The organism is Streptomyces sp. NPDC037301 (genome assembly GCF_055602785.1).
On sequence record NZ_JBVJWD010000024.1, the window covers coordinates 78,751 to 96,066 of the forward strand.

16 protein-coding genes and 2 pseudogenes are annotated in these 17,316 nt (G+C 70.3%); 12 read left to right on the forward strand and 6 right to left on the reverse strand.

The window, feature by feature from the left end:
* The first annotated feature begins 269 nt into the window (after positions 1–269).
* Positions 270–551, forward strand: a complete 282-nt coding sequence (locus ACZ7IB_RS31065; protein ID WP_003968811.1) for an HU family DNA-binding protein — start codon at positions 270–272, stop codon at positions 549–551.
* A gap of 194 nt (positions 552–745) precedes the next feature.
* Here ACZ7IB_RS31065 and murA read toward each other — a convergent pair whose 3' ends face one another.
* The gene (murA, locus tag ACZ7IB_RS31070; RefSeq protein WP_266746489.1) at positions 746–2,086 is read right to left on the reverse strand and encodes a UDP-N-acetylglucosamine 1-carboxyvinyltransferase; all 1,341 of its coding nucleotides are present in this window, start codon (positions 2,084–2,086) and stop codon (positions 746–748) included.
* Between the two features lie 277 nt (positions 2,087–2,363).
* Between murA and ACZ7IB_RS31075 the strand changes: the two genes are divergently transcribed.
* Positions 2,364–2,924, forward strand: coding sequence for a YqgE/AlgH family protein (locus tag ACZ7IB_RS31075; protein WP_093900253.1), 561 nt, complete (start codon positions 2,364–2,366; stop codon positions 2,922–2,924).
* Positions 2,925–2,953: 29 nt separating this feature from the next.
* Positions 2,954–3,247, forward strand: a complete 294-nt coding sequence (locus ACZ7IB_RS31080; RefSeq protein WP_470917098.1) for a DUF3039 domain-containing protein — start codon at positions 2,954–2,956, stop codon at positions 3,245–3,247.
* Positions 3,248–3,505: 258 nt separating this feature from the next.
* On the opposite strand, the pseudogene ACZ7IB_RS31085 reads toward ACZ7IB_RS31080, so the two are convergent.
* Positions 3,506–3,796 (reverse strand): annotated as a pseudogene (locus tag ACZ7IB_RS31085) (hypothetical protein); the annotation flags it as partial.
* A 141-nt stretch (positions 3,797–3,937) separates the two neighbouring features.
* Here ACZ7IB_RS31085 and ACZ7IB_RS31090 point away from each other — a divergent pair.
* From ACZ7IB_RS31090 to ACZ7IB_RS31105, 4 genes are all read left to right on the forward strand, one after another.
* Positions 3,938–5,566 (forward strand): beta-N-acetylhexosaminidase, encoded by a 1,629-nt coding sequence (locus ACZ7IB_RS31090; RefSeq protein WP_470917099.1) that lies wholly within the window; start codon positions 3,938–3,940, stop codon positions 5,564–5,566.
* A 389-nt stretch (positions 5,567–5,955) separates the two neighbouring features.
* Positions 5,956–6,852 (forward strand): FAD binding domain-containing protein, encoded by an 897-nt coding sequence (locus tag ACZ7IB_RS31095; RefSeq protein WP_470917100.1) that lies wholly within the window; start codon positions 5,956–5,958, stop codon positions 6,850–6,852.
* Positions 6,849–8,591, forward strand: a complete 1,743-nt coding sequence (locus tag ACZ7IB_RS31100; RefSeq protein ID WP_470917101.1) for a (2Fe-2S)-binding protein — start codon at positions 6,849–6,851, stop codon at positions 8,589–8,591. The genes ACZ7IB_RS31095 and ACZ7IB_RS31100 overlap by 4 nt, the downstream gene beginning before the upstream one ends.
* Positions 8,588–10,924, forward strand: coding sequence for a xanthine dehydrogenase family protein molybdopterin-binding subunit (locus tag ACZ7IB_RS31105; protein WP_470917102.1), 2,337 nt, complete (start codon positions 8,588–8,590; stop codon positions 10,922–10,924). Before ACZ7IB_RS31100 ends, ACZ7IB_RS31105 begins: the two co-directional genes overlap by 4 nt.
* 70 nt (positions 10,925–10,994) lie before the next feature.
* Here ACZ7IB_RS31105 and ACZ7IB_RS31110 read toward each other — a convergent pair whose 3' ends face one another.
* Positions 10,995–11,402 carry a hypothetical protein gene (locus ACZ7IB_RS31110; protein ID WP_470917103.1) on the reverse strand — a complete coding sequence of 136 codons (408 nt, stop codon included), beginning with the start codon at positions 11,400–11,402 and terminating at the stop codon, positions 10,995–10,997.
* 123 nt (positions 11,403–11,525) lie between these two features.
* On the opposite strand from ACZ7IB_RS31110, the gene ACZ7IB_RS31115 reads away from it, so the two are divergent.
* From ACZ7IB_RS31115 to ACZ7IB_RS31130, 4 genes are all read left to right on the forward strand, one after another.
* On the forward strand, positions 11,526–12,302 hold the full coding sequence (locus ACZ7IB_RS31115) for a helix-turn-helix domain-containing protein (RefSeq protein WP_470917104.1): 777 nt from the start codon (positions 11,526–11,528) through the stop codon (positions 12,300–12,302).
* A complete protein-coding gene (locus tag ACZ7IB_RS31120; protein ID WP_470917105.1) occupies positions 12,299–12,547 on the forward strand; it encodes a DUF397 domain-containing protein in 249 nt (82 codons plus the stop codon). Before ACZ7IB_RS31115 ends, ACZ7IB_RS31120 begins: the two co-directional genes overlap by 4 nt.
* Positions 12,548–12,555: 8 nt before the next feature.
* On the forward strand, positions 12,556–13,122 hold the full coding sequence (locus ACZ7IB_RS31125) for an AAA family ATPase (RefSeq protein WP_470917106.1): 567 nt from the start codon (positions 12,556–12,558) through the stop codon (positions 13,120–13,122).
* Positions 13,123–13,220: 98 nt separating this feature from the next.
* Positions 13,221–13,736 (forward strand): DUF1269 domain-containing protein, encoded by a 516-nt coding sequence (locus ACZ7IB_RS31130; RefSeq protein WP_389971892.1) that lies wholly within the window; start codon positions 13,221–13,223, stop codon positions 13,734–13,736.
* 278 nt (positions 13,737–14,014) lie between these two features.
* Here ACZ7IB_RS31130 and ACZ7IB_RS31135 read toward each other — a convergent pair whose 3' ends face one another.
* The 3 genes and pseudogenes from ACZ7IB_RS31135 to ACZ7IB_RS31145 form a co-directional block, all read right to left on the reverse strand.
* Complete coding sequence (locus ACZ7IB_RS31135; protein ID WP_470917107.1) at positions 14,015–14,506, reverse strand: MarR family transcriptional regulator; 492 nt, start codon at positions 14,504–14,506, stop codon at positions 14,015–14,017.
* Between the two features lie 69 nt (positions 14,507–14,575).
* On the reverse strand, positions 14,576–15,853 hold the full coding sequence (locus ACZ7IB_RS31140) for an NAD(P)/FAD-dependent oxidoreductase (protein WP_470917108.1): 1,278 nt from the start codon (positions 15,851–15,853) through the stop codon (positions 14,576–14,578).
* 114 nt (positions 15,854–15,967) lie between these two features.
* Positions 15,968–16,176 (reverse strand): annotated as a pseudogene (locus ACZ7IB_RS31145) (IS256 family transposase); the annotation flags it as partial.
* Between the two features lie 224 nt (positions 16,177–16,400).
* Here ACZ7IB_RS31145 and ACZ7IB_RS31150 point away from each other — a divergent pair.
* Positions 16,401–17,162: a MerR family transcriptional regulator gene (locus tag ACZ7IB_RS31150; RefSeq protein ID WP_470917129.1), complete on the forward strand. Its 762-nt coding sequence runs from the start codon at positions 16,401–16,403 to the stop codon at positions 17,160–17,162.
* Positions 17,163–17,316 lie beyond the last annotated feature (154 nt).

The window sequence follows — 17,316 nt, forward strand, 5'->3', positions numbered from 1 at the left end:
GGTGGGCGGGCGGCGCGTCCCGCAGAGCCCCGCATCCGCTGCGGACCGCTTTCGGGGAGTCGACGGAACGTCACCACGACGAGGCAGTGGTGCTTTTCGTGTGACTCCGGAGGGTGCCGGATTGGCTTTCCCGCCGCAGGTGGGGGCAGGATGCGTAATCGGGCGCGAGGGTCTGACGACAGACCCGGGTCCGGGGACTGTCCGAGGGCCCTGGCAGCATCGGCTTCGATCTCACGCCTCACAGGCAAGAAGAACACGGGAGTAACAACATGAACCGCAGTGAGCTGGTGGCCGCCCTGGCCGACCGCGCCGAGGTGACTCGCAAGGACGCCGACGCCGTGCTGGCCGCGCTCGCCGAGACCGTCGGTGAGATCGTCGCCAAGGGCGACGAGAAGGTCACCATCCCCGGCTTCCTGACCTTCGAGCGCACCCACCGTGCCGCTCGCACCGCTCGTAACCCGCAGACCGGCGACCCGATCAACATCCCGGCCGGTTACAGCGTGAAGGTCTCCGCGGGCTCCAAGCTCAAGGAAGCCGCCAAGGGCAAGTAAGCCCCACAGGCGCGACGAAGGGCGGTCACCCGACCAGGGTGACCGCCCTTCGGTGTACCGGCCCGAGAGGGCCCGTTCTGGGCTTCTGCCGCCATCGCGGACCAGGGGTACGGACCCGGCCCCTCCCGCAAACGAGGAACGGGGGCCCGGGGCGGCGCCCCGAACCCCCGTCAGCAGCCGTCGGGCGCCGAGCCTCAGACCAGTGCCCCGCCCGGCAGCTCCACCTTCGCGCCGAGCTTCTCCAGCTTCTCCATGAAGTTCTCGTAGCCGCGGTTGATCAGGTCGATGCCGTGCACCCGCGAGGTGCCCTGCGCCGCCAGCGCGGCGATCAGGTACGAGAAACCGCCGCGCAGGTCCGGGATGACCAGATCCGCGCCCTGCAGCTTCGTCGGCCCGGACACGACCGCGGAGTGCAGGAAGTTGCGCTGACCGAAGCGGCAGTCGGAGCCGCCCAGGCACTCGCGGTAGAGCTGGATGTGCGCGCCCATCTGGTTGAGCGCGGAGGTGAAGCCGAGCCGGGACTCGTACACCGTCTCGTGGACGATGGACAGGCCCGAGGCCTGCGTCAGGGCCACGACCAGCGGCTGCTGCCAGTCGGTCTGGAAGCCGGGGTGCACGTCCGTCTCCAGGGCGATGGCGTCCAACGCGCCGCCCGGGTGCCAGAAACGGATGCCCTCGTCGTCGATCTCGAACGCCCCGCCGACCCGGCGGAAGGTGTTCAGGAACGTCATCATCGAGCGCTGCTGTGCGCCCCGCACGTAGATGTTGCCCTCGGTGGCCAGCGCCGCGGACGCCCAGGAGGCCGCCTCCAGACGGTCCGGGATCGCCCGGTGCGTATAACCGTCCAGCCGGTCGACACCGGTGATCCGGATCGTCCGGTCGGTGTCCATCGAGATGATCGCGCCCATCTTCTGCAGTACGCAGATGAGGTCCTCGATCTCCGGCTCCACGGCCGCGTTGGACAGCTCCGTGACGCCCTCGGCGAGCACGGCCGTCAGCAGCACCTGCTCGGTGGAGCCCACCGACGGGTACGGCAGCCGGATCTTCGTGCCGCGCAGCCGCTGCGGGGCCTCCAGATACTGGCCGTCCGCCCGCTTCTCGATGGTCGCGCCGAACTGCCGCAGCACGTCGAAGTGGAAGTCGATCGGCCGACCGCCGATGTCACAGCCGCCGAGCCCCGGGATGAACGCATGGCCCAGCCGGTGCAGCAGCGGGCCGCAGAAGAGGATCGGGATGCGCGACGAGCCCGCGTGGGCATCGATGTCGGCGACGTTGGCGCTCTCGACATGGGTCGGGTCCAGGATCAGCTCGCCCGGTTCGTCACCCGGCCGGACCGTCACACCGTGCAACTGCAGCAGCCCCCGCACCACCCGCACGTCGCGGATGTCGGGCACATTGCGCAGCCGGCTGGGTCCGCTGCCGAGCAGCGCGGCGACCATTGCCTTCGGCACCAGGTTCTTGGCGCCTCTGACGCGGATCTCGCCCTCCAGCGGGGTTCCGCCGTGGACAAGCAGGACATCGTCTGTGCCGGTCATGAATCTCGCGTTCCGGAGTGGTCGGGCAGGGGGCCAACCGAAAGGGTAATGGCCCACAGCCCCCCTTCCGTAAGAGAGCGGGGGGTGTGCGAACGTCATGAATTCGCCACAACACGCTCTGCTCCCCGACTCTTGCGGAGGGTTACCGTCCGCAACGCCCTCCGGGCGGTGCGCTCCGCGTGCATCCGTGCGCCCTGAGCTGCACCCGGTCCCCCTCGGTGACCGGGCGGCCCCCCCTGGCCCCCGCGGAGAGCGAAGATGCGGGATCATTTCTGCCATGACCGAGGTGTCCTCGCTCACAGGGCGACTGCTCGTGGCCACACCCGCGCTCGCGGACCCGAATTTCGACCGCGCGGTGGTGCTGCTCCTCGACCACGACGAGGAGGGCTCACTCGGCGTGGTCCTGAACCGCCCGACCCCGGTCGGCGTCGGCGACATCCTCACGTCCTGGGCCGGCCTGACCGGTGAACCCGACGTCGTGTTCCAGGGCGGCCCGGTCTCGCTCGACTCGGCGCTCGGTGTGGCCGTCATCCCCGGCGACGAGGGCCCGCTCGGCTGGCGCCGGGTGTACGGGGCGATCGGCCTGGTGGACCTGGAGGCCCCACCGGAGCTGCTGGCCGCGGCGCTCGGCTCGCTGCGGATCTTCGCCGGGTACGCCGGCTGGGGCCCCGGACAGCTGGAGACGGAACTCGGCGAGGGGGCCTGGTACGTCGTCGAGTCCGAGCCCGGAGACGTCTCCTCCCCGCGCCCCGAACACCTCTGGCGGGCGGTCCTGCGCCGCCAGCGCAGCGAACTGGCGATGATCGCCACCTACCCGGACGACCCTTCGCTGAACTGATACTCCGGGCTTTCAGTACCCTTGCGGTTATGAGCACTCTTGAGCCCGAGCGCGGGGCAGGTACGGGCACCCTCGTAGAGCCGGCGCCGCAGGTGTCGAACGGCGACGGCGACCACGAGCGCTACGCCCATTACGTCCAGAAGGACAAGATCATGGCGAGTGCCCTGGAGGGCACCCCCGTGGTCGCACTGTGCGGGAAGGTCTGGGTACCGGGTCGCGACCCGAAGAAGTATCCGGTCTGCCCCATGTGCAAGGAGATCTACGAGTCCATGGGCGCCGGCGGCGACAAGGACAAGGGCAAGGGCGGCAAGGACAAGAATTGACGATCCTCTCCCGGCTCTGAAGCCGGGAGATTCCCTTTGGCCACCCGAAAGTGGCCGGTTGGGTTTCACGCGTCCACCTCCGCCGGAGGGCGGGACTCGGCACCGAAGGGCGCCTGTGCGTGCTGTTGTTGACCGAGCCACCCTCCCCCATAGCCCGAAGGGCATGGGAGGTGCCCCCCCCTGGCGGGCTCGGGCCTCGATTTCGACCGAGGCATTGTGGTCGGCGTCGTCCTCGTGTCCGCAGTGCACGCACGCGAACAGTCGGCCGCAGCCCTTGCGGGACTGCGGATCCGTCCGGCCGCAGGCCGCGCGGGTCTGCGAGGTGTGAAACGGCGGCACCGGTCGCAGCTTGAACGCCGGGAACCGGGCCGGGTGTACGGAGTTGAAGAAGTTGTCGGACGCCGCGTCCAGATGCCGCAGCACCTGCTGGCCGGCCTGCGCGGGGGGTCCGGCCGGCCAGGTCAGCTCGTGCAAGGCGGCTCCTCCCGCCGCCTGCGCCAGAAGTGCTTCACCTCCAACCCGAAGGGCTGAGAACTGCGCATGAATCATCGGTAGCGGGTGCCGCTCTTCGCCGGTTGACGGGCGAAGACCCCGGCGCGTGTATCGGCGCTGATCGGGGACTGCTGCGCGCTCTCGCCCGAACAACCGGCCTCACCGGGATGGCGCAAGTTCATCTGAGACGCTGAACCCATGGATCTGATCCCCGCGCCCGTCGCCGTCGAAGGCCTGGCCCCCGATGGTTTCCTGCTGGACCGGAGCACCACGCTTTACGCGGCGCCCGGCACAGAGACCACGGAGCGCTGGCTGCGTTCCATGGTTGGTCCCGCCCTCGGTCTGCGGCTGGTGCCGGGAGACGAAAGGGCCAAGAATTCGGTCGCGCTGCACATCGACGACGCTCTGGAGCCCGAGGCGTACAGGCTTGGTGTGGTCCGGAGCCAGGGCGTTGAGATCCGCGGCGGCAGCGCGGCGGGGGTTTTCTGGGGCGCCCAGACCCTGCGTCAGCTCCTTGGCCCCGACGCTTTCCGCCGCGCGCCTGTCCAGTCCGACAAGAAGTGGGTCATCCCCTTCACGGTCATCGAGGACAGCCCCCGCTTCCCCTGGCGCGGCATGATGCTCGACGTGGCCCGGCACTTCCTGCCCAAGGACGACGTCCTGCGCTACCTCGACCTCCTCGCCGCGCACAAGCTGAACGTCTTCCACTTCCACCTCACCGATGACCAGGGCTGGCGCATCGAGATCAAGCGCTACCCACGCCTCACCGGGGTCGGCTCCTGGCGGTCCCGCACCAAGCACGGCCACCGGGCCTCCGAACTGTGGGACGAGACCCCGCACGGCGGCTACTACACGCAGGACGACATCCGCGAGATCGTCGCGTACGCCGCCGAGCGGCATATCCGGGTCGTCCCCGAGATCGACATCCCCGGCCACTCGCAGGCGGCCATCGCCGCATACCCCGAACTGGGCAACACCGACGTCATCGACACCACCACCCTCTCCGTCTGGGACACCTGGGGCGTCAACCCGAACGTACTCGCCCCCACTGACAACACCCTGCGCTTCTTCGAGGGCGTCCTCGAAGAGGTCCTCGGCCTCTTCCCCGCCGCCACCTCGCCGTTCATCCACATCGGCGGCGACGAGTGCCGCAAGGACCAGTGGAAGGAGTCCCCGGTCGCCCAGGCCCGGATCGACGAATTCGGCCTGGCCGACGAGGACGAACTGCAGTCCTGGGTCATCCGGCACTTCGACACCTGGCTCACCGCACGCGGACGCCGGCTCATCGGCTGGGACGAAATCCTCGAAGGCGGCCTCCCGGCGGGCGCCGCCGTGTCGTCCTGGCGGGGTTACGGAGCAGGCATCGCCGCCGCCGAGGCCGGCCACGACGTGGTGATGTGCCCGGAGCAGCACGTGTACCTGGACCACCGTCAGGACGGCGGCGCCGACGAGCCGATGCCCATCGGCTTCATCCGCACCCTGGAGGACGTCTACCGCTTCGAACCCGTACCTGCGGGCCTCTCCGAGGAGGCGGCCCGTCACATCCTCGGCACCCAGGCCAATGTCTGGACCGAGGTCATGCAGAACCGGGCCCGCGTCGACTACCAGGTCTTCCCGCGCCTCGCGGCGTTCGCGGAGGTCGCCTGGTCGCCCCTGCCCGCCTCTGCCGAACGGGACTTCGCCGACTTCGAACGCCGAATGACCACGCACTACGCCCGACTTGACGCGCTCGGCGTCGACTACCGGCCGCCGAGCGGTCCGTTGCCCCGGCAGCAGCGCCCGGGCGTCCTCGGACGCCCCCTTGAGGGACCGCCCCCGAACGTGTGATCCCGGTCGCGCTCCGGGTCCGGCCGTCACCCTCCCCGGGAGTGTGACGGCCGGCGGTCGTTCCCTGTAACGCATCGCAGCCGGAACGGAATACCGGAACGCGCCCCTGCCGGCACGGAGGAGCCGGGACGCGCCCCCGCCGGACCGGAACGCGCCCCTGCCGGACCGGAACAAGCCGCACAAGGCTCGCCGAAGAGTGGCAATTCGCCCTCTGCGTCGAAGCGGGGCGAATCGGGACCATCCCCCTGGTCGGGGACGGATGCTCCCTTCGCGGACCCTCGCGTCGGGCCGGTCGGAAGATGTGCCAGAGTTGCCACGTCCAGGCTTTGAGCACGTACCGTACGGCAAAACAAGCCGGACAGCCGGGACACCGGGAAGGGGCAGCTGGGTTGACCACGCACGCACCGCAGGCGACGCAGTCCGTGACGCTGCCGGCCTCGCTCGACGAGGCCGTGGCGGCGCTGGGCGCCATGCCCGCCGCCGTTCCTGTGGCAGGCGGTACAGACCTGATGTCGGCCGTCAACAAGGGGCTGCTGCGCCCCTCGGGGCTGGTCGGCCTCGGCCGGATCAGCGAGCTCCGCGGCTGGCACTACCAGGACGGCCACGCCCTGCTCGGCGCCGGACTCACCCACGCACGCATGGGGCGGCCCGACTTCGCCGCTCTCATCCCCGCCCTGGCCGCGTCCGCGCGCGCCGCGGGCCCGCCCCAGATCCGTAACGCCGGAACACTCGGCGGCAACATCGCCACCGCCGCTCCGACCGGTGACGCCCTGCCGGTGCTCGCCGCGCTGGAGGCCGAGCTCGTCATCGCGGGCCCCGGCGGCGCCCGCCGCGAGGTCCCGGTCTCGCACCTGCTGGCCGGCCGCGAGATGCTCGAACCCGCCGAACTGATCGGCTTCGTCCGGGTGCCGCTGCTGCACGCCCCCCAGGTCTTCCTGAAGGCCACCGGCCGCACCGGCCCCGGCCGCGCCACCGCGTCCGTCGCGATCGTCCTCGACCCGGCCCGGCGCGGAGTGCGCTGCGCGGTCGGCGCCATCGCGCCGATGCCGCTGCGGCCGCTGGAGGCCGAGCGCTGGATCGCCTCACTGATCGACTGGGACGGCGAACGGGGCCTGGCCCCCGATGCGCTGGCCGCCTTCGGCGAGTACGTCGCCGCGGCCTGCATCCCGGACCAGGCACCGCCCGCCGACGGGGGAGAGGCGCCACCGCTGCCCCCCGCCGTACTGCATCTGCGGCGAACCGTCGCCGCGCTGGCCCGACGAGCGCTGGGGAGGGCACTGTCGTGAGCAACGAGGACCACAACGATCAGCACGGGCAGCGGGAGCAGCCGCGGCACGGGGGCTGGCAGCCGACACCGCAGGGTGGCGAGTACGACGCCGAGGCGACGGCCTTCGTCCACCTGCCGCCGGAGGACCTGGCGGACATCCCGCTGGCCGCGCCCGGCCATGGCTACGTACCGCCGATGATCCTGCCGCTGACCCCCGCGTCCGGGCTCGACCCGGCGGTCACGGGCAGCTGGGTCATGCAGACGCAGAGCCGGCAGGAGCGGGGTACGGGAGCGGAGCAGCCGGCATCCGACGCGGTGCACTGGCCGGACCCGAACCAGCAGCAGCCGCAGTACGGGTACGAGTACCCGCAGCAGGAGCAGTACCAGGAGCCGCCGGCCGCGACGGGCCAGTGGAACTTCACCGAGTCCACCGAGTTCGGCGGTTACGCGGACCACAGTGGTCAGGCTGGGCACGCCGCTTCGGCCGACCACAGCGGTCAGTCCGGGCACAGTGGGCATGCCGACCCCGTCGGCCACACCGGCCAGTGGACGATTCCGGTCGCCGACGGTGACCTCCCTGAGGAGTCCGGCGAGTTCGCGGCGTCGGCTCTGGCCTCCCAGTGGTACGCGGACCGGACCCCGCCGGCCACGCTGCCGGGCGGTGCGCCCGCACCGTGGGCGACACAGCAGCCGGTCGCGGAGCCCGAGCCCGCGGTGGAGCAGCCGGTACCCGGAGCGGACGTCGAGCCGGAGCACGCGCCGGGAGCCGATTCCGCGCCTGCGGTGGAGCCGTCCGCGTACGAAGACAGCACCCTCCAGGACCCGGAGGCAGCACCGAGGACGGCTGCCGAGGACGTACCCGTACCCGCTGCCGGAGACACCCCCGCTCTCGGGGTGGACCTCGCACAGGTCCCGACCCCCGACACCGTCCCGGCGGCCGACACCGTCCCGACCCCCGACACCGTCCCGGCGGCCGACACCGTCCCGCCCCTCGGCACCGTCCCGGCGGCCGACACCCCGGCCGAGCACCTGGTGGAGGCCACGCCCGAGCACCACCCGGCAGAGCCGCCGGCCGACACGGCACCCGGCTCCGAGCCGGACACGGCCCCGGACGCACCACCACTGGACGCCCCGCCGGAAGCCTCACCGCTGCCCAGCGAGCACCCCGCCGCCTCCTACGTCCTGCATGTGAACGGCGCCGACCGCCCCGTCACCGACGCCTGGATCGGCGAGTCGCTCCTCTACGTACTCCGCGAGCGCCTCGGCCTCGCCGGTGCCAAGGACGGCTGCTCGCAGGGCGAGTGCGGTGCCTGCAACGTCCAGGTGGACGGCCGTCTGGTCGCCTCCTGCCTGGTCCCCGCGGCGACCGCGGCCGGCAGCGAGGTCCGAACGGTCGAGGGCCTGGCCGTGGACGGCGAGCCGTCGGACGTCCAGCGCGCCCTCGCCAAGTGCGGTGCCGTCCAGTGCGGCTTCTGCATCCCCGGCATGGCCATGACCGTCCACGACCTGCTGGAGGGCAACCACGCCCCCAGCGAACTGGAGACGCGTCAGGCGCTCTGCGGCAACCTCTGCCGCTGCTCCGGCTACCGGGGCGTCCTCGACGCCGTGAACGAGGTCATCGCGGGCCGCGAGGCGATCACCGACCCCGCCTCGTCGGACTCCTCGTCCCCGGAGTCCGACGAGGCCCGCATCCCGCACCAGGCGCCCCCCGGCGCGGGTAGTGTTCAGCCGCACCTGCAGGACGGAGGCATGGCGTGAGCAACGACGCAGCCACCGCTGCCAACGCGACCAGCACACGGATCACCACCCCGCCGGTCGAAGGCCCCGACACCGAGCCGCCCGCACTCGGCCTCGGTGTCTCCCTCCCGCCCGTAGACGCGCGTGCCAAGACCGAGGGCACCTTCCCGTACGCCGCCGACCTCTGGGCCGAGGGCCTGCTGTGGGCGGCTGTCCTCCGCTCCCCGCACCCGCACGCCCGCATCCTGGCCATCGACACCTCGGCCGCCGTCGAGATGCCGGGGGTACGGGCCGTGGTCACGCACGAGGACGTACCCGGGGAGAGCGCGTACGGGCGCAGGGTCGTCGACCGCCCGGTCTTCGCCTCCGACCTGGTGCGCCACCACGGTGAGCCGATCGCCGCGGTCGCCGCCGACCACCCCGACACGGCCCGGCTCGCCGCCGCGGCCATCGCCGTCGAGTACGAGGTCCTCGAACCGGTCACCGACCCGGAGAAGGCCTTCGCCGCCGAACCGCTGCACCCCGACGGCAATCTGATCCGCCACATCCCGCTGCGCTACGGCGACCCGGATGTCACCGGCGACGTCGTCGTCGAGGGCCTGTACCGCATCGGCCGTCAGGACCCGGCCCCGATCGGCGCCGAGGCCGGACTCGCCGTGCCCCGCCCCGACGGCGGCGTGGAGATCTACACCGCCTCAACCGACCCGCACACCGACCGCGATCTCGCCGCCGCCTGCTTCGGCCTCGAACCGGACCGGGTGAAGGTCGTCGTCACCGGAGTCCCCGGCGCGACCGGCGACCGCGAGGATCCCGGCTTCCAGCTCCCACTCGGGCTGCTCGCCCTACGCACCGGCTGCCCGGTCAAACTGGCCGCCACCCGCGAGGAGTCCTTCCTCGGCCACGCCCACCGCCACCCGACGCTGCTCCGCTACCGCCACCACGCGGACGCCGAGGGCCGGCTGGTGAAGGTCGAGGCACAGATCCTGCTCGACGCGGGCGCGTACGCCGATGCCTCGTCCGAGTCGCTGGCCGCCGCGGTCGCGTTCGCCTGTGGCCCGTACGTCGTCCCGCACGCCTTCATCGAGGGCTGGGCGGTCCGTACGAACAACCCGCCGTCGGGCCATGTACGCGGCGAGGGCGCGATGCAGGTCTGCGCGGCGTACGAGGGCCAGATGGACAAGCTGGCCGCCAAGCTGGGCATCGACCCGGCCGAGCTGCGCCTGCGAAATGCCCTGTCCACCGGCGACATCCTCCCCACCGGCCAGACGGTGACGTGCCCGGCACCGGTGTCCGAACTGCTCACCGCCGTGCGGGACTTCCCCCTCCCCGCTCTCCCCAAGGACGCCCCGGAGGACGACTGGCTGCTCCCCGGCGGCCCGGAGGGCGCGGGCGAGCCCGGTGCGGTGCGCCGAGGGGTCGGCTATGCGCTGGGCATGGTCCACATGCTCGGGGCGGAGGGTGCCGACGAGGTCTCCACGGCCACGGTCAGGGTCCACGACGGCATCGCGACGGTCATCTGCGCCGCGGTCGAGACGGGCCAGGGTTTCTCGACCCTCGCCCGTCAGGTGGTTCAGGAGACCCTGGGCATCGAAGAGGTGCACGTAGCGTCCGTCGACACCGACCAGCCCCCGGCGGGCCCGGCGACGCACGGCCGCCACACCTGGGTCTCGGCAGGAGCGGTGGAACGCGCCGCCAAGATGGTCCGCACACAGCTTCTCCAGCCCCTGGCCCACAAGTTCGGCATGTCCACGGAGCTGCTGCAGATCTCCGACGGCAAGATCACCTCGTACGACGGGGTGCTGTCCACGACAGTCACGGAGGCGCTGGACGGCAAGGAACTCTGGGCCACAGCCCAGTGCCGCCCCCACCCGACCGAACCCCTGGACGAGTCGGGCCAGGGCGACGCCTTCGTCGGCCTCGCCTTCTGCGCGATCCGCGCGGTGGTGGACGTCGACATCGAACTCGGCTCCGTACGGGTCGTCGAGATGGCGATCGCCCAGGACGTCGGCCGGGTCCTCAACCCGTCCCAGTTGGCGACCCGTATCGAGGCAGGCATCACCCAGGGCATCGGCGCCGCCCTCACCGAGAACCTCCGCAGCGCCCGCGGCCTGATCCGCCACCCCGACCTCACCGGCTACGCGCTGCCGACCACCCTGGATGCGCCGGACATTCGCATTGTCGAACTCATCGAAGAACGCGACGTGGTGGCCCCCTTCGGCGCCAAGCCCGCCTCGGCGATCCCTGTGGTGACCTCCCCCGCAGCAGTGGCCGCAGCAGTACGAGCCGCCACCGGCCGCCCGGTCAACCGCCTCCCGATCCGGCCTCAGGCGGCGGTGGCGGCCCCCAACTCCTGAAACCCGCACGTTGGCGTGATCCGGGTCGCAGATGCAGCCCGGAGGCGCGCGGGGCGATGCCGCGACCGTCTCACCGCTCCTCCGGCGCCAACTGCGCGATCACCAGCCCGTACAGCAGCTCCACGTCCACGAACTCACCTTCCCGCGGCGCCCCGCACCGCCAGCTCAGCGGATACGTGTTGCCGTCCGGGGCGGGGATTCCCACGTACTGGTCCCGGGCGGACGGCCCGAAGCACCTGGCGCCCGGCGGCCAGTCGTACTCCTTGCTCGACCCGGGCGGGATCAGGAAGTACGTCCACCGGGCGCCCGCGATCTCCCGTACGACCGGGCCCGGTTCGCCTTCGGTGAGCGTCCCGAGGTGCTGCAGCACCGCCTCGCCACGTACGCCCCGCAGTCGGATGGCGTCGAAGTGGATGCCGGTCAGGTGGAGTCGGAGGCCGGCGGCGGGTACCCATTCGGGGCGTTTCTTGCTCGTCATGACTCCAAGCATCCCGACGGCTGCATAGCGTGACCAGGAGGACGCGGTCCACATCGACGCGATGTGGGGAGGGTGAGGGTGGCTGTGGGGACGAGTGGTGAGCCGTCGCAGGTGCGGAGGCTCGTGGGTGAACTGATCCGTATCCATCGGGTGCGGGCCGGGCTCACGCAGAAGGACGCGGCGGACAAGCTGTTGATCTCGGAGTCGCTGATGGGGGCGGTCGAGCGGGCGGAGCGCATTCCGTCGCTGGAACTGCTGGCCGACGCGGACCGGGTCTTCGTCGCGGGCGGTGCGCTGAAGGCGTGCGTCGAGCTGATCGACGAGGAGAAGTACCCGGCGAAGTTCCTGGACTGGGCACGGCTGGAACGGCAGGCGCGGGTCATCAGCGCGTACGAGACGATGCTGATTCCGGGGCTGCTCCAGACGGAGGCGTACGCGTACGCCCTGTACCGGGCACGCAAACCCGCGTACACCGAGGATGAGATCGTCCGGCACGTCGAGGCGCGACTGGAGCGGCAGGCGGTGCTGATGCGCACGCCACCGCCGTACGTCGGGTTCGTCATCGAGGAGTCGATCCTGGAGCGGACGCTCGGTGGCGCGGAGGTGCTGAAGGAGCAGCTGCTGCATCTGCTGGAGTGCATGCGGCGGATGAACCATCTGACGGTGCAGGTGATGCCGTCCGATCAGCACACGCACGCGGGATTGAACGGGCCGATGCAGTTGATGTGCACGGCGGAAGGCCGCAATCTGGTCTTCGCGGAGAGCCAGGGCGGCGATAGGTTGATCTCCAGGCCGGAGCAGGTGGGTGACACGTTCGACCTCTTCGGCATCCTGCGGGCCCAGGCGCTCAACCCCTGGAAGTCGGCGGAGATCATCGAAACGAAGGCGAGGCAACTGTGACCACCGGGCCCGAGCTCTTCTGGTTCAAGTCCAGCTACAGCAACAACGAGGGCGGCGCCTGCGTCGAAGTCGCCTACGACTGGCGCAAGTCCAGCTACAGCAACAACGAGGGCGAGGCCTGCGTAGAGGTCGCCACCTGCCCCCACACCGTCCACGTCCGCGACTCCAAGCTCACCGACGGCCCCACCTTCGCCGTCGCCCCCGCCGCCTGGGCCGCCTTCCTGGCGGGTGCCGTCGCAGGCTGATCGCGAACGTGTTGCGAGCTGCTGATCCCGGCCCCGCCGTCGTCCTCATTACCGGTGTGATGGCGTCCGGGAAGTCCACTGTTGCCCAGGCCCTCGCCGAGCGGCTGCCGCGGGCCGTTCATGTGCGGGGGGACGTCTTCCGGCGGATGGTGGTGTCGGGGCGGGTCGAGATGGTGCCGGGGGCGTACGAGGAGGCTGCTGCGCAGCTCCGGCTCCGGTACCGGCTGTCCGCGATGACGGCCGATGCGTACGCGGGCGAGGGCTGGACCGCGGTGGTGCAGGACGTGGTGCTGGGGGAGGAGTTGGCCGGGTACGTCGGTCTCGTACGGACCCAACCTTTGTACGTCGTCGTACTCGCCCCCGAGTCGTGGGCCGTTGCCGAGCGGGAGGCGGGGCGGGGCAAGAGCGGTTACGGGGCCGGGTGGACGGTCGAGGCGCTGGACCGGGTGCTGCGGGAGGAGACGCCGCGGATCGGGCTCTGGCTGGACACGACCGGGCAGACCGTGGAGCAGACGGTCGACACGGTCCTCGCGGAGCTCGGCCGGGCGCGGGTGGTGGGAGCGGCGGAGAGCTGAAGTGGCTGGAGGGCCGATACGTTCGGACCTAATGTCTTATTTAACAACAGTTCCTCTATGGTTGGTGCGGTAACGCACCAACCGGAGGAGTCAGCCGCATGAGCAATCTGTTCGTCATCGCCTACGACGATCTCGCCACCGCCGACCAGGTCCGGGACAAGCTGCTGTCCATGAACCGCGAGCACCTCGTCGAGCTGGAGGACGTCGTCGTCGTCGAACGGCGTGAGAAGGACGGCAAGATCAAGCTGCATCAGGCCGTCAACCACGTGGGTAACGGTGCCGCGGGCGGCGCGCTGTGGGGGAGCGTCATCGGGCTGCTCTTCCTCGCGCCGTTCCTCGGTGCCGCGGTGGGCGCCGCGGCCGGCGCCGCCGGAGGGTCCGCCGTCGACACCGGTGTCAACGACGACTTCATGAAGGAGCTGAGCGCCAATCTCCGGCCCGGCGCCGCCGCTGTCTTCGTGCTCGTCAAGACGTCCGCCCGCGACAAGGTCATCCCCGAGATCGCCAAGTTCGGTGGTCAGCTCGTGCAGACCTCGCTCAGCAAGGAGGACGAGGCACACCTGCGGGAGATGGTGAAGGAAGCGCTCAAGGAAGAGACGACGATCGCCTCCTGATCTCCGGACCACACGAGAGAAGGCGACTGCCCGCGCCGAGCGCAGGGTGGTCGCCTTTCGTATGTGGGGACCCGGTGCGGATTCGGGTCGGTGGAAATCGCTTTGGACCGACCGGTCTTATGTGCATTGGGTTGGGAAGGTTCCCTGATGCACGCCAGCGTGGAGCTGAGACGCGAGGCGGTAGGAGTCGGTGCCGGTCTCGATGATGGTGCCGTTGAACCAGCCAGGCCAGAGCGTGTCTCCTTGATGGGTTCGTCGGCTGACCAAAGAGACAGAACCTAGGAGTCCCCGGCCTCCTCGATGTTGGCGACCATCCTGCGCAGCACCTTGAGCGCGGCCACGTACTCTTCATCGCTGATGCCCTTGTGGACCACGGCGCGCAGCTCGGTCACCAGCTCGCGCAGCCGCACCCTGGCAGCCTCCCCGGCATCGGTAAGCTGCAGGCGCTGCCCGGCGTCGAGCCGGAGCCAGTCGCGGTGGAACAGTTGGTCGATGACACGAGCGATCTCATGCGGCCCGTCCGCGAGGGGCGTCAGCTGGATGACGACCTCCTCGCGACTCGGCGCCGCGGGCCCGCCGTTTACCCGGTTGAGCACCCAGTACTGCGGCTGCGTGACGTCGATCCTGGCCATAGCGTCACGCAGATGCCGGGTGACGGCCACGTGGGCGAGGCCACTCCAGTAGCCGATGGGCTGGGTGGCCAGCATGTCGTCGGCGGCGGCCGGATCAGCCGGCGCCTGGTCGGTGGTGATGTCAGTCAGCGGTCCCATGATCGCGACGCTATATCCCCCATCGCACCGCCGGCGCAACGGGCCCGCCCCCCCCACGCTCACACGCCCCTATCCGAGGGGCGAATGCGCGGTTGGCACAGTCGCCCCGTGATGCTTGATGTTGACGGCCGAAGCCTTGGCCAGCGCCACGGGGTTCAAGAATCGCAGCGGACCGATCAGACGGGATGCGAACAGATGCACGTGCCGCGCCACCGACTCATCGCGCGCTGCCGCCGAGAACATCAGCCGCTCCAAGGGGTTGAACGGACGGGCCTTGGCGAAGTCGGCGGCCAGGTACTGGTGGCCGCGCAGCTGGCGCCGGTGTCTGCGTGCGTACGTCACGAGCGACCTGTCGAGGTCGCCCCGACCGGTTGCGGCCGGGGCGACCGCCTCTGCCAACCATTGCGCGGACTGCAGAGCCCACCCGCATCCCACTCCCCACAGGGGATCGCCGGTCAGGGCGGCGTCGCCGATGAACGCGACGCCCGGTGCGGTCGGCTTACGGCTGTGAAGCGGGTAGTCGACAGTGCCGGTGATCTTCGTGATGCGCTCGGCGGAGTCGATGGGCGGTGCCTCGGGCAGGGCGCGGACGAATGCCAAGAAGCTGCCCTCCAGGTCTTCCCGGAAGGCCGGCAGCCGCTTCTTGTCCGGGAGCACCGCGATGACCGTCACCCCGTCGTCGTTCGGAAACGCGTACACCATGTCGGGCTCCAGGAACCAGGCGTGACCGATCCCGCCGTGCAGCGGAAGATTACGGAAGTGCGCGAGATAGCCGAACCGCGCGTTCTCGTACTGCCGAGCAGGCACCCCGGCGAACTTCGCTACGGCCGAGTCCTTGCCATCGGCGCCGACCACCAGCCGGGCCCGGATCTCGCACTCGCCCTGAGGTGTCGACGCGCGCACCCCCACGGTTCGCCCGGCTTCCCGGACCAGCCCGGTCACACGATGACCGAGGAGCAGATCGACGCCAGGGGTCTTTGCCGCATGGGACCTGATCAACGGGTCGAGGGTGCTGCGCCGAATGTTGTACGCGTACGGTAGCTCGGGGCCCTCCGGCGCGGCCCTCGGCTCGATCCATCCCCAGCGCGTGTACCAGCGGGCCTCGTTGCGGACGGCTCCCGCCTTCTCGAGCGCGGGGATGAGGCCGAGTTCGTCCAGCACCGGGTAGGCGTTGGCTGTGATGGAGTGGGTGCAGAGCACCTTGTGCGCTTCGGGGTCCGAGCGGCGTTCCAGCAGTGCGACGCGGACACCGCGTCGAGCGAGCAAGATCGCCGCGGCACTGCCGGCGAGGCTGGCTCCGCTGATGACGACGTCGTAGTCGTATCCCGCGCTCTCAGGCTTGGTCATGCGCTGATCGCCCCCTTCAGGGTGTGGTGCCGTTCGTGGAAGTGGCGCAGTGCCACTGCTGTCAGGTGCATGAACAGTTGTCAAGAGTTGTGGATCGGGTATGTGTGATCAGACTGCGGTGACGACCGTGCGGGGCCGGTGGCGGCCGTTGCGGACCACCAGGCGGTGCCCGCGCTCATCCCGTTCGGCGGCCAACTCGGCTATGTGGTAGCTGACTTCCACTTCCAGCGCGGCGCCGGCATCCGGCGGGCGCCTTCGCGGACGATCTCGTCGATCAGGGAGCCGGACTCGGTGGTGCCGTCGGCGTTCACTACGCTCAGCACGGGCGTGCGTTCCCGGCCCGCGCTGCAACGCGGGCCCACTCGATGACTGGTTGAACAATCACCCGGGAAGGTGCCCCCCTTCGCGTACCCCCGGGGAGCTGATCCACAAGTCCTGAGCATTGCTCCGAAGCGAACGCCGGTTCCGGCTTGCGGTTTCCGCTGCGTCAACTCCTACGGTCGTCTGTGTGGCCGGAGAGACCGGCCTGGCGATGGGAGGCACGGCAATGGCCTGGTCGATCGCGGATGTGGCCCGGATGTCCGGGGTGACGTCCCGGACGCTGCGGCATTACGACGAGATCGGTCTGCTGCCGCCTGCGTGGATCGGAAGCAACGGGCACCGCAACTACGAAGAGGCCGATCTGCTGCGGCTGCAGCAGATCCTGCTGATGCGGGAGTTGGACCTGGGACTGCGCGAGATCCGGGCGGTTCTGGACAGCCAGGTCGACCAGGTGGCCGTGCTGCGCGAGCACCATCGGCGGCTGCTCAGGGAGCGTGACCGGCTGGAGACGCTCGTCCGCACGGTCGGGCGGACCATCGCCGAACTGGAGGAAGGCAAGGACAACAACGACATGGAAAAGATCAACAGGCCGGAGAACCTGTTCGAGGGATTCGAGCACTCCTCTGCTGAGGCCGAGGTGCGCGAGCGGTGGCCGAAGGCGTGGGAGCAGTCCCGACAGGCCATCGAGACGATGACCGCCGAGGACCAGGAGCAGTGGCAGCGTGAGGTGACGGCACAGATGATCCGTATTGCGGAGTTCATGGTGGTCGGCACACCGGTTGCCGATCCTGCGGTGCAGGTCGAAGTGGGCGCCCACCACCAGGGCGTCTGCCGGTTCTGGACCCCGTGCGCGGCCGCGTACAAGGGACTGGGCCAGACCTACGTCGACGACCCGCAGATCCGTGCGAACTACGACAAGATCGCCGACGGGCTGGCCGTCTACCTGCGTGACGCGATGGTCGTCTACGCCGATGCCCGGCTGAGCTGACCGACGGCTCACACTGCCGGGGGGCTGCAGACCCCCGGCGACAAGCAACTCTCCGCCGCGCTCGGAACACCCGACCCACCGGCCACGATCGCGGCGGCACCCCGGCTGTTCCTCCTCGTCGTCCTCGTCGGAGTCGCCCAGCACATCGGAGAGG

Coding starts and splice junctions, on each gene's coding strand:
- ACZ7IB_RS31080 (WP_470917098.1), top strand. CDS start 2,954: ATGAGCACTCTTGAGCCCGAGCGCGGGGCAGGTACGGGCACCCTCGTA.
- ACZ7IB_RS31075 (WP_093900253.1), top strand. CDS start 2,364: ATGACCGAGGTGTCCTCGCTCACAGGGCGACTGCTCGTGGCCACACCC.
- ACZ7IB_RS31150 (WP_470917129.1), top strand. CDS start 16,401: ATGGCCTGGTCGATCGCGGATGTGGCCCGGATGTCCGGGGTGACGTCC.
- ACZ7IB_RS31130 (WP_389971892.1), top strand. CDS start 13,221: ATGAGCAATCTGTTCGTCATCGCCTACGACGATCTCGCCACCGCCGAC.
- ACZ7IB_RS31135 (WP_470917107.1), bottom strand. CDS start 14,506: ATGGGACCGCTGACTGACATCACCACCGACCAGGCGCCGGCTGATCCG.
- ACZ7IB_RS31090 (WP_470917099.1), top strand. CDS start 3,938: ATGGATCTGATCCCCGCGCCCGTCGCCGTCGAAGGCCTGGCCCCCGAT.
- ACZ7IB_RS31140 (WP_470917108.1), bottom strand. CDS start 15,853: ATGACCAAGCCTGAGAGCGCGGGATACGACTACGACGTCGTCATCAGC.
- murA (WP_266746489.1), bottom strand. CDS start 2,086: ATGACCGGCACAGACGATGTCCTGCTTGTCCACGGCGGAACCCCGCTG.
- ACZ7IB_RS31065 (WP_003968811.1), top strand. CDS start 270: ATGAACCGCAGTGAGCTGGTGGCCGCCCTGGCCGACCGCGCCGAGGTG.
- ACZ7IB_RS31110 (WP_470917103.1), bottom strand. CDS start 11,402: ATGACGAGCAAGAAACGCCCCGAATGGGTACCCGCCGCCGGCCTCCGA.